The organism is Bifidobacterium leontopitheci (assembly GCF_009193355.1).
Lineage (GTDB): Bacteria > Actinomycetota > Actinomycetes > Actinomycetales > Bifidobacteriaceae > Bifidobacterium > Bifidobacterium leontopitheci.
The window spans coordinates 1-24,762 of the sequence record NZ_WBVT01000008.1; the positions used below are offsets into that span (position 1 = coordinate 1).

General features: G+C 63.9%; 21 protein-coding genes. 17 read left to right on the forward strand and 4 right to left on the reverse strand.

What is annotated here, in order from left to right; all coding sequences use genetic code 11:
- Positions 1–120: 120 nt before the first annotated feature.
- Complete coding sequence (locus F7D09_RS03875; RefSeq protein ID WP_152234108.1) at positions 121–411, reverse strand: hypothetical protein; 291 nt, start codon at positions 409–411, stop codon at positions 121–123.
- A 157-nt stretch (positions 412–568) separates the two neighbouring features.
- Between F7D09_RS03875 and F7D09_RS03880 the strand changes: the two genes are divergently transcribed.
- The 8 genes from F7D09_RS03880 to F7D09_RS03915 all read left to right on the forward strand — a co-directional run bounded on the left by F7D09_RS03880 (position 569) and on the right by F7D09_RS03915 (position 11,524).
- Positions 569–1,036 (forward strand): hypothetical protein, encoded by a 468-nt coding sequence (locus tag F7D09_RS03880; RefSeq protein ID WP_152234109.1) that lies wholly within the window; start codon positions 569–571, stop codon positions 1,034–1,036.
- 54 nt (positions 1,037–1,090) lie between these two features.
- Positions 1,091–2,032, forward strand: a complete 942-nt coding sequence (locus F7D09_RS03885) for a hypothetical protein (protein WP_152234110.1) — start codon at positions 1,091–1,093, stop codon at positions 2,030–2,032.
- Positions 2,029–3,060, forward strand: a complete 1,032-nt coding sequence (locus tag F7D09_RS03890) for a hypothetical protein (protein ID WP_152234111.1) — start codon at positions 2,029–2,031, stop codon at positions 3,058–3,060. Before F7D09_RS03885 ends, F7D09_RS03890 begins: the two co-directional genes overlap by 4 nt.
- Positions 3,061–3,097: 37 nt before the next feature.
- The gene (locus F7D09_RS03895; protein WP_193312310.1) at positions 3,098–3,985 is read left to right on the forward strand and encodes an ImmA/IrrE family metallo-endopeptidase; all 888 of its coding nucleotides are present in this window, start codon (positions 3,098–3,100) and stop codon (positions 3,983–3,985) included.
- A gap of 91 nt (positions 3,986–4,076) precedes the next feature.
- On the forward strand, positions 4,077–4,763 hold the full coding sequence (locus F7D09_RS03900; RefSeq protein WP_152234113.1) for a hypothetical protein: 687 nt from the start codon (positions 4,077–4,079) through the stop codon (positions 4,761–4,763).
- 178 nt (positions 4,764–4,941) lie between these two features.
- Entirely contained in the window at positions 4,942–7,245 is a 2,304-nt protein-coding gene (gene metE, locus F7D09_RS03905; protein WP_152234114.1) for a 5-methyltetrahydropteroyltriglutamate--homocysteine S-methyltransferase, read from the forward strand.
- A 218-nt stretch (positions 7,246–7,463) separates the two neighbouring features.
- The gene (metF, locus tag F7D09_RS03910; RefSeq protein ID WP_152234115.1) at positions 7,464–8,312 is read left to right on the forward strand and encodes a methylenetetrahydrofolate reductase [NAD(P)H]; all 849 of its coding nucleotides are present in this window, start codon (positions 7,464–7,466) and stop codon (positions 8,310–8,312) included.
- 80 nt (positions 8,313–8,392) lie between these two features.
- Positions 8,393–11,524: a bifunctional [glutamine synthetase] adenylyltransferase/[glutamine synthetase]-adenylyl-L-tyrosine phosphorylase gene (locus F7D09_RS03915; RefSeq protein WP_152234116.1), complete on the forward strand. Its 3,132-nt coding sequence runs from the start codon at positions 8,393–8,395 to the stop codon at positions 11,522–11,524.
- A gap of 347 nt (positions 11,525–11,871) precedes the next feature.
- Here the strand turns inward: F7D09_RS03915 and F7D09_RS03920 are convergent, their stop codons facing one another.
- Positions 11,872–12,720: an aldo/keto reductase gene (locus F7D09_RS03920; RefSeq protein WP_152234197.1), complete on the reverse strand. Its 849-nt coding sequence runs from the start codon at positions 12,718–12,720 to the stop codon at positions 11,872–11,874.
- A 242-nt stretch (positions 12,721–12,962) separates the two neighbouring features.
- Here F7D09_RS03920 and F7D09_RS03925 point away from each other — a divergent pair, with 242 nt between their 5' ends.
- Complete coding sequence (locus tag F7D09_RS03925; RefSeq protein ID WP_193312311.1) at positions 12,963–14,093, forward strand: hypothetical protein; 1,131 nt, start codon at positions 12,963–12,965, stop codon at positions 14,091–14,093.
- A 252-nt stretch (positions 14,094–14,345) separates the two neighbouring features.
- Positions 14,346–14,993, forward strand: coding sequence for a tetratricopeptide repeat protein (locus tag F7D09_RS03930; protein WP_152234118.1), 648 nt, complete (start codon positions 14,346–14,348; stop codon positions 14,991–14,993).
- 193 nt (positions 14,994–15,186) lie between these two features.
- On the opposite strand, the gene F7D09_RS03935 is transcribed toward F7D09_RS03930, so the two are convergent.
- A complete protein-coding gene (locus F7D09_RS03935) occupies positions 15,187–17,355 on the reverse strand; it encodes an SWIM zinc finger family protein (RefSeq protein ID WP_152234119.1) in 2,169 nt (722 codons plus the stop codon).
- 245 nt (positions 17,356–17,600) lie between these two features.
- Here F7D09_RS03935 and pyrB point away from each other — a divergent pair, with 245 nt between their 5' ends.
- The 7 genes from pyrB (at position 17,601) to pyrE (ending at position 24,232) form a co-directional block, all read left to right on the forward strand.
- Positions 17,601–18,563: an aspartate carbamoyltransferase gene (gene pyrB / locus F7D09_RS03940; protein ID WP_152234198.1), complete on the forward strand. Its 963-nt coding sequence runs from the start codon at positions 17,601–17,603 to the stop codon at positions 18,561–18,563.
- Complete coding sequence (locus F7D09_RS03945; protein WP_152234120.1) at positions 18,563–18,997, forward strand: aspartate carbamoyltransferase regulatory subunit; 435 nt, start codon at positions 18,563–18,565, stop codon at positions 18,995–18,997. The genes pyrB and F7D09_RS03945 overlap by 1 nt, the downstream gene beginning before the upstream one ends.
- A gap of 106 nt (positions 18,998–19,103) precedes the next feature.
- The gene (locus tag F7D09_RS03950; protein ID WP_152234121.1) at positions 19,104–20,552 is read left to right on the forward strand and encodes a dihydroorotase; all 1,449 of its coding nucleotides are present in this window, start codon (positions 19,104–19,106) and stop codon (positions 20,550–20,552) included.
- Between the two features lie 49 nt (positions 20,553–20,601).
- Positions 20,602–21,549: an orotidine-5'-phosphate decarboxylase gene (gene pyrF, locus F7D09_RS03955; protein ID WP_152234122.1), complete on the forward strand. Its 948-nt coding sequence runs from the start codon at positions 20,602–20,604 to the stop codon at positions 21,547–21,549.
- A 67-nt stretch (positions 21,550–21,616) separates the two neighbouring features.
- Positions 21,617–22,447: a dihydroorotate dehydrogenase electron transfer subunit gene (locus tag F7D09_RS03960; RefSeq protein ID WP_152234123.1), complete on the forward strand. Its 831-nt coding sequence runs from the start codon at positions 21,617–21,619 to the stop codon at positions 22,445–22,447.
- 5 nt (positions 22,448–22,452) lie between these two features.
- Positions 22,453–23,409, forward strand: coding sequence for a dihydroorotate dehydrogenase (locus F7D09_RS03965; protein ID WP_152234124.1), 957 nt, complete (start codon positions 22,453–22,455; stop codon positions 23,407–23,409).
- Positions 23,410–23,530: 121 nt separating this feature from the next.
- A complete protein-coding gene (gene pyrE, locus F7D09_RS03970; RefSeq protein WP_152234125.1) occupies positions 23,531–24,232 on the forward strand; it encodes an orotate phosphoribosyltransferase in 702 nt (233 codons plus the stop codon).
- A 6-nt stretch (positions 24,233–24,238) separates the two neighbouring features.
- Here pyrE and F7D09_RS03975 read toward each other — a convergent pair whose 3' ends face one another.
- Entirely contained in the window at positions 24,239–24,658 is a 420-nt protein-coding gene (locus tag F7D09_RS03975) for a hypothetical protein (protein WP_193312313.1), read from the reverse strand.
- Between the last annotated feature and the right edge of the window lie 104 nt (positions 24,659–24,762).

Here is a 24,762-nt window from a genome sequence, read left to right on the forward strand (position 1 = left end):
CGCCGGCCTGTGATGATGCGTGAGTGTCCATACACCATTGTCACCACGCACGACCGTCAACCATGCCCCAGGACATACCGTCAACCATCCGCTGACACATGCGTCAACTATCCGCTGAAGCTAAACAGTCTTGCGGCCGGATTGCTTCGATCCTTTAGGCTGTGGCAACGCCCGCCTCGACGGACCGGGAGCGGCAAGCCTAAAAAACGCAGTCTCATGATGGTCTCCTGAGCCCCATGCGATGGCCATGGTGATACCTGCGAGCGCCATCACCGCCAACGTAATCATCACCGCTACGGTGACCGTAAATCGCCTACCGAAGTGAGGTGTACCACGAAATCTTGCATGAGGCTTGTATGCTGAGTGGCTTTGCGGATTGGGAACGGAGGGAATGTCCTTGTTGTTGCTCATATGGTCCATGGTTCTCTGCTCTTTCTCGGGGCGTTGCCCTCGGCCGAAGGGTATTTCACCATCAGTAACCGGACAAAACGCCGAGAGCACCGCTCCGGCGTTTTGTCCGGTTATAGGGTGTGCAGGCATATCCGTCCAAAAGAACGAGGAAGGAATCATGATGGATCAAAGCAGGATCGTATACCGTCTACATGCCGCCGAAGTCGGAGAGCACGAAGCGCACGCGGTCGCATGGCTGCGTGTCTGGTCTTCGCCGAATGGAAAGCTGCATGACCGGGCCATGGCAGATTACGCGTTCGCGTCATCCAATACCTTCGATTTGTGTGCTGAGAGGTATGACCCCCATTCTCCCGTCAACATGTGCGACTACTACGTGCTGACCGAAAGCGAAACCGAAGAGGAGGCTGCCAAGTCAAACGACATTCTGGCTACCGTCTCCGTCGAATTCATCGGATATGCAGAAGACGGGCGCCCGCTGAATGCAATCAGCGTCAAGTATTGGAATCTACTGGACGAGCCCCATGTCAACGGCGTACATCTTGCATTCATGATGATTCGCTCCATGCTGCGCGACATCGAATCAGGAGAGGCAAGAGCGTGCGATTGTTATTGGTACCGGTATTAAGAAGGATGACTGCTATGGTAGCGAATCATACGAGCATGAGAGGAGACGACAAGGATGCCGAACGACTCACTGGGTACATATCAGCAGCCCGTTCATGACTACACTATCGCGAATGAGATTGCACGGCGGAAGGGGCCGGGAGAGAGGACGCTTGCCGTTCTTACCCGAGTGGCGGAACGCATCCTTCGCGAAAACCCCGCTTGGCGAAAGTACTGGTTTGACTCCGCCGACGAGTGCGCACTGCTATTCTGCTACCTATGTGACGGCGACGAGACCATAGAAGGCGGGAGCGGTTTCGTCGGCTTGAATCCGCAATTCGTCATGCTCTATCAGACCGCCCATGATGATGCGGAATTCGAACTATTGGCGAGGAAACCTCTAAAGCACTGGATGCAGGACTATATCGCACGTTCCGATTATGGACGGTTACTTGACCGGCTGCGGGCGCGTTTGAACCGGGATGAGCGATACGAGACAAACAAACTCTGGAATTGGCTGAAGACCATGCCTTCGGCTCCTTCTACGGTGGATGTATCCGTGTTGAAGCAAGCCGCTGACCAATGCCATGTTGACTGGCCTTCTGAGGAAGCGGTCGCCCGAGACCGAGATGAGCGCAGGAAGAAAAAGCATTACCGCAATGAGGAAGGGAAGGTCCGCAAGGCTAAGGGCCATGGCCCCAAACTTGGCAAAAAGAATCAGTTCAATGAGTGGCTTCTCGTCGTCTTCACTACGGCCAAAGGCGCGCTGCAACGCACTTCGGTCGCTGACCTGATATGCGAAAGCTGTCCATACCTCATTGGTGACCATTCCCAGGACAGCCGTTATCATATGGAGAACCTTGACGCAATCAGGGAGAACAAGTATTCCACGATGCGCGAAGGCACCGACGACCCCACTTTTAAAGCTGTCATGATGCAGATGGACAATCTTGAGCATCTCGAACAATATGGTTTCGTGGATCCGGGGGAGTACCTGCACTCAGCAGCATCCGTATGAAAAAGCAATCCGATGAAAGACAAGGACGGATAACGATGTGTGAGCATAATGAAGCAGAGCGGGACCAACGACAGTTGTCGTCTTTGCGGGAACTGAACGAGCGTTTTCCCATACCGGGGGAGGCTCTTGCAGTAAGCCATTCCGATTACGCCATTCAAATGATGCGATCAAGCCCCGATCGTGGCCAAATCTGGCTGCTATGCGACGATGAGAACGCCGAATATGCACTGGTACTCGCAATCGGCGACGATCCTCGTACAGTGGTCGTGACAGCGATGAGCAATGACGTGTCATACCAGACCGATGAATCCATGGTCATCCATGACACTCCGCTGGGCATGCCCATGGTCGTGTGGCCGAAGCTGACGATTGCGGTTCCCATGCGTCTGCTGAAAACACCATGCGGCAAGATATCGGAGGCAGTGCTGCAATCCGCGATTGGCATGACGACCGATGCCGGTCACGCAGTGACCCGGGGCAAGACCCTGCCGGGGGCATGGCGTCGGCCCAAGCAGAATCTTCGCGCCAAAGCGGCACGATTCGTCCAATGGCATCGGATGATCGGGCTGCTGCCTCAATTGCACCAAGCGAACAACCGCTATCAAATCGACACCGATGCTGATGCATATTTTGATGCTCTGATGGAAATCGGCTTGCCGCCGTATGAGATTCTACGCATACGCAACGGCGAAAGGGCCTTGACCGATGGAGAACGCGCCGCGTTGGAATCCGCCGGATACCGCAAGGCGCCGACGCAACGACAGACGGTCCCCGACGAATACCTCATCCAAGCCGAGCGACCGCGATGGCGCGAAATCGCCGACGCCCTGGAACATAGGCAGCTGGGTGGGCGCGCGGAATCCTCGAAACCCGCGGAACCACATGAGGATGTAAGACTGCTGCTTGCGCGGACAGCATTCACGCTCGCAGCGCGAAGCAACGGCCATGATCAGGAATCCCTTGATGGGATGATGGCCATGGCAGCGCAACGACTGCTGTCAGAAAGGGACGCTGACGATGAACAATAATGCCCTTCATGCCCGTAGTGCCGCATATGAGCTTGACATGAACGATCAAGTGCGGGATATGCTGGCGGCTGCCGCAACGAAAGACCCTGATTTCCAAAACTCCTGCATGAGCCATGATCTGAAGAGACGAATCAAATGGAACTGGAGTGACTATGCAACGTTCGATTACCCTAAATCCGTTGATGACTCCATTTTCATACATCATCCCGATGCCGCCGTGGATGTCGGACTCGACGGCGACCACGGACCTTCAGGACTGTTCGTGCAGTCAGGCAAGGACGGTAGACCGCTTATCCTGGTGCGTTCGCCCGATGATGCATTCCTGCCGCGAGTTCATTTCACCTTGCTACATGAAATCGGGCACCTACTTCAACGCGGCGAGTCCACACTCGCCCGGAGGTTATTCCGGCTAGAGGACGACGTCATGCGGAAACGTTTCGAGGAGGACGCCTGCAACCGCTTCGCGTCTCGGTCACTGCTGCCTGACGATTACATGGAATCCATGTTCGAGAATCAAGGTGTTACCGCTCAGAACATTCGGAGCATTTACGATGACGATCTGAACCGCTGGCGCAGCGGAAGCATCAACTATCAACGGGTGTCCCGGCCATGCATCGTGCGCCGAGCCGCAGAAATGATGGATGATCCCGGGTCGGTGACATTACTGAATCCGAAAGGTGAGCTGTCGATTCGCGCCTTTTCAGATGGCCATTGCGAGTACCAGCCTCATGATGGCACATCTGGGGTATCCACAGCCGAGCGCGAAATACTCAGCCTCTTCCCGAAACGGCTGGATCATCGCGAACTCAGTCCCATGCAGTTGGATAATCTGCAGGAGGTCAAGGACGCGATTCACGTGAGTGTGGCCGGTTCGTTCTCGGGGAGAACGTCGATGCACACGCTCATCGTCATACGCCGGCATTGATGCCGATAGCATCTTGCCGGGCGACCGAATTCAGCAGACCGGCGTTTTGTCCGGTTATTCCCTATGTAGGTATTGCTTCTCACAGGAGGGTATGATGACGGTGACTATTCGCCCCTTGACGATGGATCAGCTAGAGGATCTGCTGAACGGGGAATGCCATTATGCAGATGAGTTAGAGAAGACTGAAGGCTTGTTCTCTTCACAAACCGTCGATGCTCCGCTGCTGGCCGATCAGTATTGGCAGTTGATGGATTGCGCTCTGGCGTATGGGGTGAACAAGGATTGTTTCCGCTGCCACCGCCGTTCGCCCGAGTTCGCCATATACATTCGACTGCAATCCGCGCAAACCGATGGGTTGGAGGCCTTTCGTCTTGTGCCGCTTTCGACGTTCGATTACTGCAGGTTGCTCGCCACGGAGTTCAAGCAGTATCTGTGGAGTCACTGCTCGATTCGGCTGCGGACATCCAAGATGATGAACAACACAACGTACCTGTCCAACGGATGCCCGTTCTGTGACGTTATCTGGGGAGACAATTTCGTCATGCGCAACTACCGAGGGCAGGGCGGCATGTTTTCCAATTCTGCATACGATACGACTCCCATCTACATCGAGCCGCTGCCGCTGTTTGCCGATATGATGCCACGGCAGTATCCCAATGCGTTCAACCTGCTGTCCCGGGGTGTCCGACTTGACAGGCTGATGCGAACGCGAAACTGTCCGGCGGCGTCCCGCAATCGGGTCTGGACCAGAATCCTCTCCGGCGACGTGAGTTTCTGACAGTCATGAGTGAAGCTTTGCAGGCCATGGGCCGGCAACGAAAACACGCTCCCCGCAATCCTAATTCACAGGACCATATAAATCGCACTTATGACGACACCCCAATGGTTCTGATGACCCGTCAGCCGCGGTTTTTTGGTAGGCTAGGCGGGTCACAGCCGTAACTATGGGAGGATTCATGCCTGCTCTTACATCCGTCTCGGGGTTCCCTCGCATCGGACAGAATCGTGAACTGAAGAAGGTCATCGAAGCGTATTGGAAGGGCGCCGCCTCGCTCAACGACGTTCGCGCCACCGCGAAGGAGCTTCGCGCCAAGCACTGGAAGCTGCAGGCGCAGGCGGGTGTGGACCTCATCCCCAGCAACGACTTCAGCTATTACGATCAGATGCTGGATACGGCCATCCTGCTGAACGTAATCCCGCAGCGCTACCAGCGTCTCGCCTTCGCGAACCCGGAGGAGACGCTGTTCGCCATGGCCCGCGGCTACCAGGGCGACAAGGGCGACGTGACCGCGCTGCCGATGAAGAAGTGGTTCACCACCAACTACCACTACCTCGTCCCCGAAATCGAGCCGTCCACCGAGATCAAGATCAACGGCACCAAGCCGTTCGACGAGTTCAACGAGGCGAAGGCGCTCGGCATCACCACCAAGCCGGTGCTCATCGGCCCGTACACGTTCCTCAAGCTCGCCCGCAACGACCAGGCCGAGGAGATCGACTACGACAAGGGCCTGGTGAACGCGGTCGCCGCCGTGTACGCCGAAGTGCTGCGCCGTTTCGCCGGTCTCGGCGCCGAATGGGTGCAGATCGACGAGCCGTACCTCGTGCTCGACAAGGAGGACGGCGACGTCTCCCTGTTCAAGAGCCTGTACGCGAAGATCCTGCCCGCCCGCGACGGCAAGGTCAAGGTGCTGCTCAACACCTACTTCGGCCACATCGCCGACGTGTACGAGACCGTCAACCTGCTCGGTTTCGACGGCATCGGCCTCGACCTCAACGAAGGCCGCGAGGAGAACCTGGCCGCCGTCGAACAGTACGGCGTGAACTCCGCCACCACGATCTTCGCCGGCGTGGTCAACGGCCGCAACATCTGGCGCAACAACTACGCCGTCAGCCTCGGCCTGGTCGACGCGCTGAAGACCAAGACCGACAACGTGGCCGTCTCCACCGCCTCCTCGCTGCTCCACGTGCCGTTCAGCACCGAAGGCGAGACCGCCCTCGACCCGGCCGTGCTCAAGCATTTCGCGTTCGCCGTCGAGAAGCTCGGCGAACTCAAGGAGATCGCCACGCTCGCCGACGCCACCGACGACGAGCGTAAGGCCGACGCCGCCCTCGCCGCTAACCAGGCGCTGTTCGACGGCACGCGCGTCGCCGCCGACCCGGCCGTCGCCGAACGCCTCAGCAAGCTCACCGACGCCGATTTCGTCCGCCAGCCCGCCCGCGCCGAACGCCAGAAGCTCCAGCGCGAGGCCCTCGGCCTGCCGCTGCTGCCGACCACCACGATCGGCTCGTTCCCGCAAACCAAGGAGATCCGCGCCGAACGCGCCAAGCTGCGCAAGGGCGAGATCACCAAGGAAGCGTACGACGAGTTCATGAAGGCCCAGATTGACGCCTGCATCAAGCACCAGGAAGAGATCGGCCTCGACGTGCTCGTCCACGGCGAATTCGAACGCAACGACATGGTCGAATACTTCGGCCAGAACCTCAACGGCTTCCTGTTCACCAAGAACGCGTGGGTCCAGTCCTACGGCACCCGCTGCGTCAAGCCCCCGATCGTGTGGGGCGATGTCTCCCGCGCCAAGCCGATCACCGTGGAATGGTCCGCGTACGCGCAGAGCCGCACCAACCACGTGATGAAGGGCATGCTCACCGGTCCGGTCACCATCCTCAACTGGTCCTGGCCGCGCGAGGACATCACCCACGAGCAGCAGACCCAGCAGCTCGCCCTCGCCATCCGCGACGAAGTGCTCGACCTCGAAGCCGCCGGCATCAAAGTCATCCAGATCGACGAGGCCGCGCTGCGCGAAAAGCTGCCGCTGCGCAAGACCGACTGGCACAAGAAGTACCTCGACTGGGCCGTCCCCGCGTTCCGTCTCGTGCACTCCGCCGTCAAGCCGACCACGCAGATCCACACGCACATGTGCTACTCGGAGTTCAACGACATCATCCGCGACATCGACGCGATGGACGCCGACGTGATCTCCTTCGAAGCCTCCCGTGGCGACCTCGTGGTACTCGACGCCATCCACGACGCGCACTTCGAGACTGAAGCCGGCCCCGGCGTCTACGACATCCACTCGCCGCGCATCCCCTCCGAGCAGGAAATCGAAGAGCGCATCTACGAGATTCTCAAGAAGATGGACGTGCAGAAGGTCTGGATCAACCCGGACTGCGGTCTGAAGACGCGCGGCAACGCGGAGACATGGCCGAGCCTCGAGCATCTCGTGGCAGCCGCGAGGGCCGTGCGCGCGAAGCTCGCGTGAGCGGGTTCGGCGTTGGCAGATAGATAGTTCCAGCGTGTGGGGCTGGGTGACAGGTGTGGTTCGCGACACACTCAAGGCCGTTCGGCCAAGCTTACGGTCGCGAACCACACCTGTCACCCAGCCCTGTCCGTACACATTGTCGCGGAATGCCGGCTTATCTCGTGGATATAGCCAGGATAATCGACACGACCTCGCGCGGAGGGGAAAAGGGGATAGATATGCATAAGCCGATGTTTTCGTTGGAGGTGTTTCCGCCTAAGAGGGATGCGCCGGTCGGCACCATTTATGACACGCTCGACGGGCTCGAAGGGCTCAAGCCCGATTTCATTTCGGTCACCTACGGGCACGGCACCCACTCGGACCGGACCGCGACCGCGCGCATCGCGGCCACCATCCGCAAGGAGTACAGGATTCCGACGGTCGCGCACCTGACCGCGCTATACTCCGACAAGGAACGCATCGACCAGGCGCTCGACCTGTTCGAATCCGCCGGAGTGAGCGCGGTGCTCGCACTACGCGGCGACCATCTCGAAGGCGAAACGCCGGTCGGCGAATTCGAGCACGCCAGCGACCTCGTCCGCTACATCCGCCAGCGCAAGCCCGAACTGAAGGTGTTCGGCGCCTGCTATCCGGAAGGCCACATCGAAGCCGCATCGCTGGACGCCGACATCGACAACCTCAAGGTCAAGGTCGACGCGGGCGCCAGCCATCTCATCTCCCAGCTGTTCTACAGCAACGACGACTTCTACCGGTTCCTCGACAAGGCCCGTGCGGCCGGCATCGACGTGCCGATCGAGGCGGGCATCATGCCGGTCACCTCGGCGAAATCCGTGCGCTCCATGGCACAGCGTAACAAGTCGGCGATCCCCGCGCCCGTCGAGGCGATGCTGGAACGTTGGGGCGACGACCGCGAGTCGCTGCGCGTCGCCGGCATCAACTACGCGTCCGAGCAGATCACCGATCTGGTCGCGCACGGCGTCGACGGCGTCCACCTGTACACGATGAACCGGCCGGCCACCACGCGGCGCATCTGGCGCAACGTGGAGCCGCTGTTCACCGTCGAATAAGCCGACGATCCGGCGCTCGTATCGCGACACGAATGCCGGATTGTCGTCGGTCTCGCCGGAATCACTGTACATTGGAACGTATGAGTGTTCCGGGAGACAATGCGATCAGCGCCCGCGATCTGATTCACGCGGGATTGCAGGACATCGACGAGGCGAGGGGCATGTTCGCCCGTTTGGAGGCGAATGGCTTCGACGCCAAACGCAACGCGCTCATGCTTGACGCGATGCAGCGCGTGTGCGATCCCGACGTCGCGTTGCGCAACCTCGTCGACATCGTCAATGCGCAGGTCAGCCAAGGCCTCGACCTTGACGAGATCATGCCCGACGACCGTGCGTTCCGGCGGCTCGTCACCGTGCTCGGCGTCTCCGACGCGCTCGGCAAGCTCATGCGGTTCCGGCCCGAACTCGTGCGCGCGGCAGCCACCGACCCATGTGACAGCCACCTGTTCAATCCGGCGCAACGCCGCGCCCACGTATTGCGCTCCGTCGGCGCGGATCCCGACGCCGCAGCCCCCACGTCAACGCTCGCCCTCGCGGACGCGGCGACCGCATTGCGCCGCACCTACCGCAACCAGTTGGCCGCCATCGTCGCACAGGACATGACCGCGGACGATCCGGTCGTCATCCAGCCGCGCATCAGCCGCGAACTGTCCGACCTGGCCGACGCGGCGCTCGAAGGCGCACTCGCCATCGCCCGGCATGAGGTGCCGGGCGCCGAGCATTGCCGGTTCGCCATCATCGGCATGGGCAAGCTGGGCGCGCAGGAACTCAACTACGTGTCCGACGTGGACCTCATCTACGTGGTCGAACCGGCCGACAAGGAGACCGACCGGCCGTTGCTCTACCGCATCGGCACCAAGATGGGCACGCTGCTGCAACGCGTCTGCCAGTCGGTCATCATGGGAGTCGCCGAACCGGCGTTGTGGCAGATCGACGGCGGTCTGCGACCGGAAGGCAAGGACGGCCCGCTCGTGCGCACGCTCGAATCACATCAGGCGTACTACGAGAACTGGGCGGAGAACTGGGAGTTCCAGGCGCTGCTCAAGGCGCGCGCGGTCGCAGGCGACCCACGGCTCGGCGCCGACTACATCGCCATGACCAGGCCGTTCGTGTGGAGCGCGTCGAAACGCAAGAACTTCGTCTACGACTGCCAGCAGATGCGCAAACGCGTCGAGGACCTCATCCCCGCCGCGCTCAAGGACCGCGAAATCAAGCTCGGCCGCGGCGGCCTGCGCGACGTCGAATTCACCGTGCAGATGCTGCAGCTCGTCCACGGACGCACCGACGAAACGCTGCGCACCAGCTCCACGCTCGAATCGCTGGACCGGCTGTCCGAAGGCGGCTACGTGTCCCGCCAGCAGGCGTCCCGGCTCGCCGCCGACTACCGGTTCGAGCGAGTCATGGAGCACCGCCAGCAGATGTGGGCGCTCAAACGCACCCACCTGTTCCCCGACCTCGGCTCTCCGGAGGCGAACGCGGGCGGTCTGGAACGCAAACGCGACGTCAACCTCGAGCAGCTCAACCAGACGCCGGAACTGCGCCGTCTCGCCCGCGCGTTCGGCCTGCACCCCGAACAGCTGGTCGCCAAATACGACGAGACGCGCCGCGAAGTGCGCCGCCTGCACATGGACATCTACTACCGGCCCATGCTGCCGATCGCCGCCCTCACCGACGGCGACGACATCTCGCTCACCCCGCAGGCCGCACACGAACGGTTCGCGTCCATCGGTTTCGCCGACCCCGAAGCGGCCATGCGGCACGTGCAGGCGCTGACCGCAGGCGTGTCGCGCGCGGCGAAGATCAACCGAATCATCCTGCCGGCCGTGCTGCAATGGCTCGGCCAAGGCCAGAACCCGGACATGGGGCTGCTCAACTGGCGCAAGCTGGAGGAGCGGTTCGGCACCGACAGCGAGTACCTCGGCTTCCTGCGCGACTCGAACTCCGCGGCGCAGCGACTGTGCCACGTGCTGTCGAACTCGCGGTTCCTCGGCGACGCGCTCAACAAGTCCGTCGAATCGGTCACCTGGCTCGGCCACGACGAGCTGCTCGTGGCGCGCAGCCGCGAAAGCCTGGACGTGCAATGCGCGTCGTCGCTGGCGCGCAACGCGGGCAACATCAACGATTTCGCCACGTCGATGCGTGCGATGCGCCGTCATGAGATCGAGCGGATCGGTTTGGCGTGGCTGAGCGGCGTCATGGACGACGACGCCTGCCTGGCTGGTATGACGGACGTGTACGACGCGATCATCGAGGCGGCGCTCACCTGGTCGATCCGCTACCAGACTGCGCAGATGGGGCTTGACGCCGCGCCGGCATCCATCGCGGCGATCGCGATGGGCCGGTACGGCGGGCGTGAGGTGAACTTCAGTTCGGACGCCGACATGATCATCATCTACCGTCCGGTCGAGGACGCGGAACGTGCGGACGGCTCTGCCGGCGCCAACGACGCGCCGGCCAACCAGTTCGCGCGCAAGGTGACGGAAAGCCTGCGGCAGGTGCTGCAGGGGCCGACCACGCTGGAGCCGAAAATCGAGATGGACCTGGACCTGCGGCCGGAGGGAAAGAACGGCCCGCTGGTGCGCTCGTTCGCCTCATGCCGCGAATACTATGCGTCGTGGGCGAGCACATGGGAGCATCAGGCGCTGCTGCGCGCCCGGTATGCGGCGGGCGACCGCACGCTGGCCGAGGACTTCCTGCATGACATCGCCGACCCGTTGCGCTACCCGATCATGCAGCTGAGCGACGCCGAGCTGGGCGAGATCCGCAAGCTCAAGGCGCGTATGGAGGCGGAGCGACTGCCGCGAGGCGTGCGCCGCGACCGGCACCTGAAGCTCGGCAAGGGCGGACTGTCCGACGTGGAGTGGACCGTGCAGCTGCTGCAATTGCAGCACGCCGGCGACAACGCCGACCTGAGGCTCAACTCGACGATGGAGGCGCTGGACGAGCTGGAACGCCGCAAGTTCCTCGACAAGGGGGATGCGGTCGTGCTGCGGCGCGCATGGAAGATGTGCACGGCGGCGCGCAACGGCAACTATCTGTGGAGCGGCCGCGCCGCGCAGGCGGACATCCTGCCCGACGACATGTATTCGCTGGGCGGCATCGCCGTGTATCTCGGATATGACGCGCATCGCGGCCAGCATTTCGAGAACGATCTGATGGGCGCGATGCGCAAGTGCCGCGACATCGTGGAGCGGCTGTTCTACGGGCGCTGATGGGGCGGGCGGGGCCGGGGTACTGCTCTCTGCTCTCGGCCGGCAGGTAGTGTCCGGTGAACGCGTGGAGACCACCCTCAGTCTCGCTCCGCTCGACAGCTCCCGCCAGCGGGAGCAAGGTGCTATGTTACCCATTTCGCGTTTGCTCCCGCTGGCGGAGCAAGGTGCGATACCCGCCAGCGGGATTCCCTTCTTTCCGCGCTCTTTGGCGGGGCTCCCGCAACGGGATTCTGTTCTGTTCGCCCCCGCTGGCGGGGGCTCCCGCGAAGCGGGTGGGGGTGGTCAGGCCGGGTGATTCAACCGGCGCACCCGCTGGCGCGCCTAGCCGGCAACCATCCCACCCCTTCTCAGGCCTCTTCGTGCCAGTGCGGGTCCTGGGCGAAGGAGCGGCCTTCCGGATTGTCCATGGCGGCGATGTCCTTCATGTCCTGCTCGTCGAGCGTGAAGCCGGCCAGGTCGATGTTGGCGCGCTGGCGTTCGCGGTTCATGGACTTCGGGATCGCCACGTCGCCGAGCTGGATGTGCCAGCGCAGGATGGCGGCGACGGGGGAGACGCCGTGCTTGTCGGCGATGCGCAGGATGGTCGGGTCCTTGAGCATCTGGTTGGCGCGGCCAAGCGGGCTCCACGCTTCGGTGATGATGCCGTGCGCGTCGTCGTAGGCGCGCTGCTCCACCTGCTGGAAGTACGGGTGCAGCTCGATCTGGTTGACCGCCGGCGTGACGCCGGTGGCGCGGGTGAGCAGGTCGATGTGGCCGGGCAGGAAGTTGCTGACGCCGATGTGCTTGACGACGCCCTGCTGCTGCGCGTCGACGAGCGCCTGCCACGCCTCCACGAACTGGCCCTGCGACGGGTTCGGCCAGTGGATGAGGTACAGGTCGATGTAGTCGAGTCCCATGCGGGCCACGGACTCTTCGATGGTGGTGCGCGCCTGGTCGTACTGGTGGTGGCGTCCCGGCAGCTTGGACGTGACGATGATCCGGTCGCGCGGCACGCCGGATTCGCGGATCGCCTTGCCGACTACGCCCTCGTTCTCGTAGTTGAACGCCGAGTCGACGAGCCGGTATCCGACCTCGAGCGCCGACTTGATGGCGTCGACGCCGGTGAAGCCGTTGACCTTGTAGGTGCCGAAGCCGATGGCCGGCAGTTCCAGCCCGTCATGGGCGCGGCGCACGGGGATCGCGGGCGGTTCCAGCATGGTCATGATGCATTCCTTTCTTGGGGCATAGGGTTGCGTCTCCATCGTAGTCATCGCCGTTCACGATTCGGCCCGCCGCGTAAATCGTGAACGGCAGGCATGTGCATGTGAACATACATATGCCTGCAATCAGGCCGTTCCCGCATAATCGCCTGTGCGGGTTTGTGCGCTTCTGCGTTCACGATTTGCCGGCGGCGGCAAATCGTGAACGACGCCGGCCGCCGCCGAGTACACTGAATCCCATGGGCAAGCCAAACAAGCGTCTTCGCATGTTCATCATGCTGCTGGTGTTGGTCTGGATTCCGCCGCTCATCATGCTGGGCGTCGCGGTGTCAGGCTATCTGCGCTCGGGCGGCTCTGCGCCGGGCCAATCCCTGCAATCCGGCGCCGAGGCGAGTAAGCCCGGCGTCGAGTCATCGCACACCCCCAGAAAGGTCGACCGCAGCAAGATCACCGTGGCGCTGCATGACGTGACCACCGTCCCCGCGGATGCCGGCGACGCGGCATCATCCGCCGCCAGACCCTGCAAGTCCGATGGATTGGAGGCCGTCGCCGAATATCCAATGGTCGCCATGGGCCATGCGATCGTCTATGTGAGGATCATGAACACGTCGTCGGTCAGCGCCTGCTCGCTGCCGGCGGACGTGCCGCAGCTGACCATGACCAGGGCCGGCGAGGACCAGAAGTTCCACATCATCCATGAGAACGAGCAGACCGGCGTGACGGAGGCCGGCATCGGCGGCAAGGTGACGCTGCCGCCGTTATGGTCGACCACCGTCGCCGTGCAATGGGCGGTCAGCCAGCAGGTCGACACCGACGCGAAGGCCACGCTCACGTTGACGATGGGCGGGGCCAGGGTGAAGGTGAAGCCCGGCGCAACAGTGAAGACCATCGGCGAGGTCATCGTCACCGATCCTGGGCTCGACATCAAGCTGAGCGGCCTGGGCACGCCGACGCTCGGCTCTGCGATCGGACCGGATCAGGGCGTTTCCGTGTGGGGCACGGACCGCAGCGAACCGTGCAGGCTGTCCGTGGCGGCGGCAGGCAGGTCGGCCGGCACCCGTTCGGTGACGTTGACGAATATCGGCCTGCTGCCATGCCACGCACCGCGGTTCATCACGGCAGGCGCGGCACGGCCCAGCGGCACGAAGCTGCCGCCTGCCGACACGCTGTTCGCCACGGACGGCGCGTCGGACAGCACGCTCGGCGCGTCGGGCTACGGTACGGGGATGCCGCTGCTGCGCCCGGGCAACGCGTTCACGTACACCACGGGTCTCGCCGACGAATGGCTTGCCGTGACGGCCGCGTCCGGCGATCCCGTGGACGTCACGTTCGTCAAGGTCGACTGGGACAAGGTTGCGGGCGGCAGATAGGCACGAAGGGGCGAGGACGTGCGCGACGTGCCCACTTTTCGCTGCCGTGCCTCCATCAAGATGCAGATTGTGCATCTTGACGCTCAGATGTGACGGAACAGTGAAGAAACGACCCGGATTGTGCATCTTAAAGCGCACAATCCGAAGTGTTTACGCCCCAAGATACACAATGTGCATCCTCGGGAGTCGTTCCGGCGGTGGTACCATGCGAACTGTACGAAGCGGTGCCATGGAACGCGTGAAGGAGCGGGGATGAACGGCTATGACGATTCCGATTACGCTGGCGAATCCTATGACGAAGCATACGATCAGGAGATTCACGGCGACATGTCGCTGGATTTCGGCGCGCAGGCCTACACGGATGCGATGAACACGAAGGATCCGGGGGAGCGCAACCGGCTGTTCCAGCAGGCGGCGCACTGGTATGAGAAGAGCGCCGGGTTCGGCAACGCCCAAGCCGCCACGAACCTCGGCTACGTATACCTGTACGGCCGCATCGGTATGGTCGACGACAGCAAGGCGTTCTCATGGTTCACGCGAGGCGCCGAGCTCGGCAATGAGGAGAGCTGCTACAAGCTGGGCGACCTGTACCGTGCGGGCAGGGGCTGTGCGCGCGACTATGACGCCGCGTTCAGGCTGTACTGCAAGGCGGAGCGCATCGCCGCACAGACCTGCGACCCGTATGAGCCACAGAATCAGGCGGTGCTGGCGAGCATCGACCTGCGACTGGCCGGTCACTGGGAGCATGTGGCGGGCGACGATGCACGCCGGACGGCGCACCGGTATTATGCGAGCGCCGTAGAACGGTTCGCCGACGCGGTCGACGGCGGGCTGCACTGGTACGCCAAGACCCTCGACAGTGCGAAGGCCGGCGCCGACCGCACCGCGGAAGCTCGTTGACCGCCGTCTGCCGGCACGGCATGCAAACCGACGCGCCAATGCGACGGCAAGGCGCACGGCCCTGATCGCGTGCGTCATTCACCGCCTTGCACGGTTTTTGATTCTTTTGATTCTTTTGATTTTTTTGATTTCTTTGATTTGAGAGAATCACCGGAATCATCGCAGGAGATGACAACGCGGACCGCCACACCGCTTACAGCGCGAAGGCGAGCTCGTCGCGCAGGGCCTTGCGGTTCGGGTATCGGGAGACGATGCCACGGGCGACTTCGATCATGCGTTCCTCGCCGAAGATCGTGCCGTACCGGCGCAGCTGCTTCGCCACCTGCCGGTATGTCGAGCGACTCGCGGCAAGAGTGCGGCCGCCGTGCGTACCATGCCGCCGACCTCCGGCCGCGCCGCCGCCAGCGCCGCCGACAGTACCGCCGTCCAACGCGCCTGCAGGCATGGCGTCGAAGATCACCTGCTCGGCACGGTCGGGATGGCCGATCGCCATGGTGCGCAGCAGATCGAGCGGCGGGTAGGAGAGCATCATGCAGTAGGCGAGCGCGTCGTCGGTCAGCTGTGCGCTGACGATGAGGCTCTCATACGCGGGGTTGCGCCAGGCGCCGCGACCGGCATCCTCAGTCAGATCGACCCCGCGACGCCCGTTGATGCGTTTCGCGATGTCGCCGGCGCACCGGTGGGCGAGCGAAACGGCCTGATCACGCCACTGGTCCGCGTCCACCCCCGCGATCTTCAGCAGACGCCGCAGCCTGGTCACATACGGCTTGTCCGCACGGTCGCTCGCATGGACGATGATGTGCCGGTACACGCCGGCGAGACGGCTGACACTATCCATCTGCTCGGCGCACACCTCGAGCACACTGTGCCACCCATGCGGCAGCAGACCGTACAGCAGGCCGTTGGTGACGATCTCCTGATCCGCGTCGTCGGCATGCACGCTGCGCTGCAGATGGTCGTCAACCAGATCGTACGCCTCACGGAATCTGCGCCGCTGCATGAGCGTGACCGCATGCATGAGCAGCAGCGCGGGGGAGTCGGCATGGTCGCGCCACAGGCGCTCACAGCCGGCGGCGTCGCCGGCGCGGCGGTACAGGTCGTAGGCGACCATGCGCGTGTAGCGGCGTAGCACTTCACGCGAGACGAACAGCGACTGATGCGGCAAGTCGCGGTCGTGGTCTTCAGCGAAGCGTTCCATGGCGGTTTCGATCATGTCGTAGGCCCACATCGACTTGTCGGGGCTGTCGGCGAAGGCCAAGGCGGAGGCGATGAGCATCGAGCAGTTCGTCGGGTCGAAGAACCTGACGACCGGGGAATAGGCGGCCTTGCCGATCATGCTCAGCGCCTTGCCGGCGGTCTGCGAGTCGGCATGCTGCGCGACGAGCTCCATATAACAGCGGATCTTGCCGACGAGCAGGTCGTTCTCGTCGCTGACCATGCCGAAGTCGTCCAGCGGGTCGTAGCCGTCGCCGCCGCCGAAGTCATCGTCGTAGCCGTCCGCAGGTTCGTCGAGGCCGGAGAACGCGTTGAGGAACAGCGCCAGCGCCTCCACGCACATGGCGAGGTTGCGGCATGCGGCCACATAATCGTCGGAGCACAGGGCGTTGTCCGCCACGAACCGCACGCCGGCGAGCGCGTTCTCGACGTTTCCAGGATCTCCGGCCGTCCGCCTGCCGGCCTTGCCGACGCCGTCGTTGCCGCCGGCGCGTCCCGCATCGCCGCCGTCATTGAAGAACGCGTCCGTCCAGTCGACGCCTTCATCAGAGGAGTGCGCGGAGATGTCGTGCGCAAGCTCGTACGCGCGGATCGGCCCGAGCATGATGTCGATGGCCTCATCCCTGCCGACCAGCGTCGAAACGGGCTTGCCGCGGCGCATGTGCCGCGCGTGGTCGCGAAGGCCGTGCGACCAGAAGAACAGGACGTCGCCGTCGCCCTCCAGCTCCTGTTCGCGGATGCGGTCGAGGATGGCGTCCGACACGTATTTCGGCACGCTGACCGGCGGGTCATCGTCCTCACGGCGCGTCCTTCGCGAGCCGTCGACGCGTCGTCCGTCAGCAGAGCCGCCCAGTTGGTCGCGCAGCGCGAGCAGCACCGCGCCCACATGCTTGCAGTACGGCGTCGCCTGGTACGGGCACGTGCAGGCGGTGGACAGCACATGATGACTGTCGTCGAGCCGCACGTCGACGTCGTAGACGGCGTCGCCGCTGCCGCGCACCTGCGCATGGTAGAGCGACGCGGTCACCTGTTCGAGGTCTCCGACGCGGCCGTCGTCCCAGTAGTTCCAGGCGCGTTCGAGTATCTGCGGGACATCGTCGAACATGGTCTCGCATTCGTCAAGCAGGGGTTTCGGCGGAAGGCTCATGACTCCAGTGTAACGGCGGGAGGGCGGCCGGCGCCGCGTGACCCGCCGTCAGGGGCGTGCCGTACGGCCCTGAGCGCCGCGAATGCGAGGTGAACACGCGGTGACGCGCAGATGTCGGCAAAATCGCGGGATTGGATTATAGTCGGATAGGTCACATTGGTGGCCACCTTATCCGCTTCACGCAAGAAAGGTGAGCCGTGTCAGTCACAGCCGAGACAGCCGCAGTCGAGCCGACGGAGACGCCGATGCTCGGCAAGAGCGTCATTTCCCTGGATGATCTTTCCCTCCGACAGATTCGTGAACTACTGCACAAAGCGCAGTACATCGACGCGAACCGCAAGCGCGTGGCGCACACCTGCGACGGCAGGGTGCTGGCCACGCTTTTTTATGAGCCGTCGACTCGCACCCGTCTGAGCTTCGAGACCGCCATGCTGCGTCTCGGCGGCAAGGTGATCGGCTTCGCCGGCGCGCAGCTCGCCTCCGTCTCGAAGGGCGAGTCCATCGCCGACACGCTCAAGACCGTCTCCAACTATGTGGACGTGGTCGCGATCCGCCATCCGAAGGAGGGCGCCGCGCTGGTCGCCTCCCGCGCCGCGTCCGTGCCCGTCATCAACGCGGGCGACGGCGGCCACATGCACCCGACGCAGACGCTCGCCGACCTGGCCACGCTGCAGTCGCGCTTCGGCCGCGTCACCAACCTGACCGTCGGCCTGTGCGGCGACCTCATGTTCGGCCGCACCGTGCACAGCCTCATCGAGACGCTCTGCCGCTTCGGCAACGTGAACTTCGTGCTCATCAGCCCCGACGAGCTGAAGACCCCGCAGTACGTGCTCGACCGCATCGACGCGACCCCGTCCTGCTCCTACACGGAGGTCAAGGATCTGGTCTCCGTGATCGGCGACCTCGACGTGCTGTACATGACCCGCGTGCAGCAGGAGCGCTTCTTCAACGAGGACGACTACCTGCGCCTGCGCGACACGTACATCCTCGACGAGGACAAGCTCTCGCACGCCAAGCCGGACATGGCCGTGCTGCACCCGCTGCCGCGCATCAACGAGATCGCCGTCGAGGTCGACGACGACCCGCGTGCCGCCTACTTCGAACAGGTGAAGAACGGCATGCTCATGCGCATGGCGTTGGAAAGCTCCGTTGTGGGCGACGACCTGCCCGGATACGAACCGCTCGAAACCAAGGAGGTCCAGGCCTGATGGAAGTCACCAGCATCCAAAACGGCATCATCATCGACCATGTGCCGGCAGGCACCGCGCTCAAAGTGCTCGACTATCTGAAGATCGACCCGGCGAAGACCAAGCTCGCCCTCATCATGAACACCGACAGCCACCTGTACGGCTCGAAGGACATCATCAAGATCGAGGACCGCGACGGCGAGGACAACCCGCACATCGACCTTGACGTGCTCGGCCTGGTGGCCCGCACCGCCACGGTCGGCATCGTGCGCGGCGGCACCATCGTCGAGAAGAAGACGCCGACGCTGCCCGAGCATGTGGTGAACATCCTCACGTGCAAGAACCCGCGCTGCGTGACCACCACCGAACGCGGCATCGACCAGATGTTCCACCTGACGCATTCGGAACGTCAGGAATACCGCTGCGACTACTGCGACGAGGAAGCCAAGCTGTAGCCGGGCGCGGACGGTCGGGCCGGACGTCGTGACCGCACGGCCCGACCGTCCTGCGGCGGCCATCGGCTGCCGCGACAACACTTCATAGTCACTGCAAGGAGGGGCAATGCTCACGCTGCGCAACATCAGGGTGTGGGACACGGATGAGATCATCGACGTGAAGGTCGACGCGACAGGCGCACTGTTCGAGGCCGGCGCCGCGAACGTCAACGCCGCGCATGGCGACGCCGACATCGACGCGACCGGGCTGACGCTTGCGCCCGGATTCGCCGACCCGCACGTGCACTTCCGCGACCCCGGCCAGACCTACAAGGAGTCCATGACCTCCGGCTGCGCGGCCGCGGCGTCCGGCGGATACACCGACGTGCTCATCATGCCGAACACCGTGCCCGCGATGGACGGCGAGCCGGTCAGCGACCCGGACGCCCCCGGCGCGGCCGAAGTGCTGGCGACTGGACGGACCGACGTCATCGACTTTCTGCAGCATTACGCCGCCGACCATGACGTGCCCCTGCCGGTGCGCTACGATCTGTGCGTGTGCGCGTCAAAGGGGCGCGCCGGTCAGGAGGCGACCGAACTGGAGCATTGGCGCCGCCACATGTCCGGCGTCGGCGACGAGGCGAAGGACGCCGACCAGCTGGCGCATCCGGTCACGTCGATCAGCGACGACGGCTCGGCCGTCACGCCGCAGACGCTGGACGCCGTGTTCGCGCTCGCCAAGGAGTCCGGATTGCCGCTCATCGAGCATTGCGAGCATCACGACACGGGCGCGGTGAACGAGGGCCCGGTCTCGCGCGAGCTCGGCGTTCCCGGTATCCCGGAGGACACGGAGCTGCGGATCGTCGAACGAGACATCGCCAAGGCCCGCGAGACCGGCGTGCACGTGCACTTCCAGCATGTGAGCACCGCCATCAGCTTCGACGCGATCCGCAAGGCAAAGGCCGAAGGCCTGCCGATCACCTGCGAGACCGCGCCGCACTACCTGTCGTTGAGCGACGAGGCGCTGCTCAAGTACGGCACGCTCGCCAAGATGAACCCGCCGCTCAGGAGCGAGGCGGACCGCAAGGCCACGTGCGAGGCGGTCGCCGACGGCACGGTGGACCTGCTCGCCACCGACCATGCGCCGCACACCATGGAGGAGAAGGAGCGCGGCTTCCTTGACGCGCCCAACGGCATCATCGGCCTGGAATGCGCGTACGGCGTCTGTCACAGGACGCTCGTCGACGGCGGCTACATCAGCGACCGGCGGCTCATCGAGCTCATGAGCGTCAACCCGATGAATCTTATGGGCCATGAGGCCACTGACATCACCGCGCTGCTCGACCGTGAGACCGACGCCTCGCGTGAGCCCGGCGCCAAGCGGCTGCTTGACCTCACCGCAGTGCAGGACGCGGACGGCATCGGCCTCGTCGTGCTCGCCACGGACGCCGCCTGGGCCGTCGACCCTGAGCGCTTCCATTCCAAGGCGCGCAACACGCCGTTCGGCGGTTGGAACGTGACCGGCCGGCCGCTCGCCACCATCATCGGACGCACGCTCGCGTTCAGCCGACTGTAGACCGTACGGCCCCGCCGAACGCGGGGCGGCTTCGCAAGAAAGGACCATCATGGATCGTTTGATCGACGCCATCGAGGCGACGCAGAACCCGAGCGTCGTCGGGCTCGACCCCACCGAGGCGCTCGTGCCGCCGCAGGTCGTGGCGAGCTTCGCCGAAGAGGTGCGTGACTCGGTCGACTCGCCCGACGAAGTGCCGGCGGCGCAGCTCGCCGTCGCGTTCTACGAGTTCAACCGGACCGTCATCGATGCGGTCGCCGGCATCGTGCCCGCGGTCAAACCGCAGATCGCCATGTACGAGGCGCTCGGCCCTGCCGGCGTCGACGTGTACACGATGACCTGCGAGTACGCGGCACAGCAGGGCCTGTACGTGCTCGCCGACGTCAAGCGCGGCGACATCGGCTCGACCGCTGCAGCCTACGCGCGCATGCTCACCGGCGTCGAAGGCCACGACCCGTGGAACGTGGACGCGGTCACCGTCAACCCGTATCTCGGCACCGACGGCATCACCCCGTTCGTCGACGCCGCCAAACAGGCCGACAAGGACCTGTTCGTCCTCGTGCGCACCTCGAACCCGTCCTCCAGCGAGCTGCAGATGCTCGACCTCGCGGACGGCACGAAGGTGTACGAGCATGTCGCCGACCTGGTGGAAGGCTGGGGCGCCGACACGATCGGCGATCATGGTTATTCGCGCGTCGGCGCGGTCGTCGGCGCCACGCACCCCGAGGAAGGCAAGGCGCTACGCGCGCGCATGCCGCACACGTTCTTCCTCGTGCCCGGTTACGGCGCGCAGGGCGGCACCGCCGCCGACGTGCGCGGCATGTTCGACGCGGACGGCTCCGGCGCCATCGTCAACTCCTCGCGCGGCATCATCGGCGCGTGGAAGAAGAACGGCGGCTACAAGGAGTCCATGTCCGCCGACGACGCGCTCGGCCTCGTGTTCGAGACGTCGCGTGCGGCAGCTGAACGCATGCGCGACGACCTCACGGCCGTGCTCTGATCCGCACCCTGCGTTTTGCGCGCACCCACTCATTCATCATCCGACAGCATCATCTGACGTAAGGAGCATGATGACCGCCACTTTCACCCCGACGTATGACGTGGTGGACGAGGCCGTCGCGGCAGGCTACTTCCCGCCGCGCCACCCCGTCGACATCACCGCCGTCGAAACGCTCGCCGACCGCGTGGTACGGCTGACCTTCCGCGACCCGTACATCGCGAAGCACGCCCGTCCGGCCCAGTTCGTCAACCTGTTCACCAACGATCCGCTGATGCCGATGCCCCGTCCGTTCGGCGTAAGCGAAGTGCACGGCGACGAGGTGAGCGTCATCTTCGCCGTCGTCGGCAAGGGCACCGCCGAATTCGCAGAACTCGCCGCCGGCGACACGCTGCAGGTGCTCGGCCCGCTGGGCCGGCCGTTCAAGACCAAGCAGGCCGCGCACTACGTGCTCGTGGCAGGCGGCCTCGGCGTGCCGCCGCTCATCTACGCCGCGCAGCATCTCGCCGCCGATCCGGCGACCCGCACCACCGCCGTGTTCGGCTACCGCAACGAGCATTTCGCCGACCGGTACGTCGAACCGTTCGCCGACGCGACCGCCAGCATCGACGAGTCGGAAGGCAACGTCATCACGTTGCTCGACCGACTGGAGGCGGCCGGTTCGCTGCACGCGGATGGGCTCGAGACCGTGGTCCTCTCCTGCGGCCCGCTGCCGATGATGAAGGCGGTCGCCTCATGGACCGCCAAGCGCGGCCTCGCCTGCCAGCTGAGCATGGAGCAGCGCATGGGTTGCGGCTACGGCACGTGCGTGCTGTGCACCGTTGACACCGTGGACGGGCGTCTCAAGGTGTGCTCCGACGGCCCGGTGTTCACCCGCGAACAGCTCGGATGGGGGGAGTGAGACCGATGACCGTCGAAACCACAGCGAACCGCATCAACCTGTACGAGCCGCACGAGTGGAAGCACCCCACCAAGGTGGCGGGCGTCACGTGGAAGAACCCGGTCGGCACCGCGTCCGGCACGTTCCAGTACGCGGCCGTCCGCTGGTTCTACGACGTCAGCCAGCTGGGCGCCGTCTCCACGAAAGGCGTCTCCCCGGTGCCGTGGGAGGGTAATCCCAGCCCGCGCACCGCGGAGGGCCCGGCCTCGAACATCAACGCTGTCGGCCTGCAAAACCCCGGCGTCGACCACTATCTCGTCGACGACCTGCCCAAGCTCAAGGAGGCCGGCGCCACGGTCGTCGCGAACGTGGCCGGCCACAGCGACGACGACTACGCGGCCGTCGTGGCCAAGCTCGCCGACTCAGCGGCCGACATGCTCGAGATCAACGTGAGCTGCCCGAACGTGACGCACGGCGGCATGAGCGTGGGCACCGATCCGGTCGCCCTCGCCAAGCTCATGGACCGGCTGCGCCCGATGACCGACAAGCCGATGATCATCAAGCTCACGCCGAACGTCACCGACATCACCGTGCCCGCTCGAGCCGCCGTCGAGCACGGCGCCGACGCGTTGAGCATGATCAACACCGTGCTGGGCATGCGCATCGACATCCGCACCGGCAAGCCGATCATCGCGCACGTCACCGGCGGCGTGTCCGGTCCGGCCGTGCTGCCCATCGGACTCGTGGCCGTCTACCGCACGCGCACCGTGCTGCCTGACATCCCGATCATCGGCATCGGCGGCGTCGACTCCGGCGAGAAGGCGCTCGAATACCTGTATGCGGGCGCGAACGCCGTCGAAGTGGGCGCGGCCGCACTGTTCGATCCGGTCGCTCCGCTGCGCGTCGCCCGCGAACTCGACGACCTGCTTGACGAACGGCCGGAGCTCGCCGCCAAGCTCGCCGCAGGCAAGACCTGGCGCTGACCTGAATCGCATCCATGCACGGCCCCCGCTGGCGGGGGCTGTCGGCGGAAGCCGACTGGGGGTGGACCACCCTCCGTCACTTCGTGACACCTCCCGCCAGCGGGAGGGGAATAGGATTGATATGACCAACACCACACCGCTCGACATCCGGTTCACCCGGTTCCTGCTCGAATCGCAGGCGCTCAAGTTCGGCGAGTTCACGCTCAAGTCGGGCCGCAAGTCCCCGTACTTCATCAACGCGGGCGCGTTCAACGACGGCGCGAAGATCGCCACGCTCGGCGCGTTCTACGCGGAGAAGATCGCCGCGGAGACCGCCGCCGGCCGTCTGCCGCAGGGCATCGACACCGTGTTCGGACCGGCGTACAAGGGCATTCCGCTGGCCGTCTCCACGGCGATCGCGCTCACTGCGGCACACGGCATGCAGATCGGCTACACGTTCGATCGCAAGGAGAAGAAGGACCACGGCGACGGCGGCATGATGGTCGGCACGCAGCTCAAGGACGGCATGAAGGTGCTGCTCGTCGACGACGTGATGACCGCCGGCACCGCGGTGCGCGAGGTCGTCCCCAAGCTCAAGGCCGAGGCGGACGTGGAGATCGTCGGCCTCGTGCTGTCCGTCGACCGCATGGAGAAGACGAAGGATTCCGACACGTCAGCGGTCAAGGCCGTCGAGGCCGAGTTCGGCTTCCCCGTGTTCGCCATCGCCAACGTGCGCGAGATCTTCGAGGCGGGCCGCAAGATCGAGACCGCCGACGGCGAGCCGTACGTGACCGACGCCATCAAGGACGCCGCGGACGCCTACCTTGCGCAGTACGGCGCGTGAGGTGCCTCATAGCCGGCATAGAACATGAAAACGTCTTGGCGGTGTGGAGCACGGCGCCAAGACGTTTTCATGTTCTATGCCGGCCTGTTCAAGAGAGATGGTTTTCCGCAGTGCCTTGTTCTGCGTATCGACAGTCTGCTCAGTCATGCTCAATATGCGTTCAGGGAACGTCGCATCGACCCTTTTGAACGCCGCCATATCCTCGGGAGAGGGCACAGCGCCCTCCCAGTAGGAGGCGCGGGCGATCAGTGCGCGTTGACCATCCTCCGGGTCGATTCCGCCATCGCTAATTTGACTTGTTCCGCTGCCGACTTCTGCGTTCGCTGTCATGATGCTGCGACGTATGCGCTGGAACTCGCCGTGGGGATCCGGATTCGTCGCGATGCCCAGTCCGCGCCTGATCCCCCGAGAAACCGCTTTGCTCATTGTCTTCATGGGCCATCAGCCCTTCAATCTACACGTTTGCTATCCGAATCATAGCAAATGAGCTTGGCTATCAGCGAAAGTGAACAAGCACGAGTGAATTCATT

What these genes read in the sequence shown, in the direction of transcription:
- F7D09_RS03875 (WP_152234108.1), bottom strand. Translation starts at nt 411, where the DNA reads ATGAGCAACAACAAGGACATTCCCTCCGTTCCCAATCCGCAAAGCCAC.
- F7D09_RS03880 (WP_152234109.1), top strand. Translation starts at nt 569, where the DNA reads ATGATGGATCAAAGCAGGATCGTATACCGTCTACATGCCGCCGAAGTC.
- F7D09_RS03885 (WP_152234110.1), top strand. Translation starts at nt 1,091, where the DNA reads ATGCCGAACGACTCACTGGGTACATATCAGCAGCCCGTTCATGACTAC.
- F7D09_RS03890 (WP_152234111.1), top strand. Translation starts at nt 2,029, where the DNA reads ATGAAAAAGCAATCCGATGAAAGACAAGGACGGATAACGATGTGTGAG.
- F7D09_RS03895 (WP_193312310.1), top strand. Translation starts at nt 3,098, where the DNA reads ATGAACGATCAAGTGCGGGATATGCTGGCGGCTGCCGCAACGAAAGAC.
- F7D09_RS03900 (WP_152234113.1), top strand. Translation starts at nt 4,077, where the DNA reads ATGATGACGGTGACTATTCGCCCCTTGACGATGGATCAGCTAGAGGAT.
- metE (WP_152234114.1), top strand. Translation starts at nt 4,942, where the DNA reads ATGCCTGCTCTTACATCCGTCTCGGGGTTCCCTCGCATCGGACAGAAT.
- metF (WP_152234115.1), top strand. Translation starts at nt 7,464, where the DNA reads ATGCATAAGCCGATGTTTTCGTTGGAGGTGTTTCCGCCTAAGAGGGAT.
- F7D09_RS03915 (WP_152234116.1), top strand. Translation starts at nt 8,393, where the DNA reads ATGAGTGTTCCGGGAGACAATGCGATCAGCGCCCGCGATCTGATTCAC.
- F7D09_RS03920 (WP_152234197.1), bottom strand. Translation starts at nt 12,720, where the DNA reads ATGCTGGAACCGCCCGCGATCCCCGTGCGCCGCGCCCATGACGGGCTG.
- F7D09_RS03925 (WP_193312311.1), top strand. Translation starts at nt 12,963, where the DNA reads ATGGGCAAGCCAAACAAGCGTCTTCGCATGTTCATCATGCTGCTGGTG.
- F7D09_RS03930 (WP_152234118.1), top strand. Translation starts at nt 14,346, where the DNA reads ATGAACGGCTATGACGATTCCGATTACGCTGGCGAATCCTATGACGAA.
- F7D09_RS03935 (WP_152234119.1), bottom strand. Translation starts at nt 17,355, where the DNA reads ATGAGCCTTCCGCCGAAACCCCTGCTTGACGAATGCGAGACCATGTTC.
- pyrB (WP_152234198.1), top strand. Translation starts at nt 17,601, where the DNA reads ATGCTCGGCAAGAGCGTCATTTCCCTGGATGATCTTTCCCTCCGACAG.
- F7D09_RS03945 (WP_152234120.1), top strand. Translation starts at nt 18,563, where the DNA reads ATGGAAGTCACCAGCATCCAAAACGGCATCATCATCGACCATGTGCCG.
- F7D09_RS03950 (WP_152234121.1), top strand. Translation starts at nt 19,104, where the DNA reads ATGCTCACGCTGCGCAACATCAGGGTGTGGGACACGGATGAGATCATC.
- pyrF (WP_152234122.1), top strand. Translation starts at nt 20,602, where the DNA reads ATGGATCGTTTGATCGACGCCATCGAGGCGACGCAGAACCCGAGCGTC.
- F7D09_RS03960 (WP_152234123.1), top strand. Translation starts at nt 21,617, where the DNA reads ATGATGACCGCCACTTTCACCCCGACGTATGACGTGGTGGACGAGGCC.
- F7D09_RS03965 (WP_152234124.1), top strand. Translation starts at nt 22,453, where the DNA reads ATGACCGTCGAAACCACAGCGAACCGCATCAACCTGTACGAGCCGCAC.
- pyrE (WP_152234125.1), top strand. Translation starts at nt 23,531, where the DNA reads ATGACCAACACCACACCGCTCGACATCCGGTTCACCCGGTTCCTGCTC.
- F7D09_RS03975 (WP_193312313.1), bottom strand. Translation starts at nt 24,658, where the DNA reads ATGAGCAAAGCGGTTTCTCGGGGGATCAGGCGCGGACTGGGCATCGCG.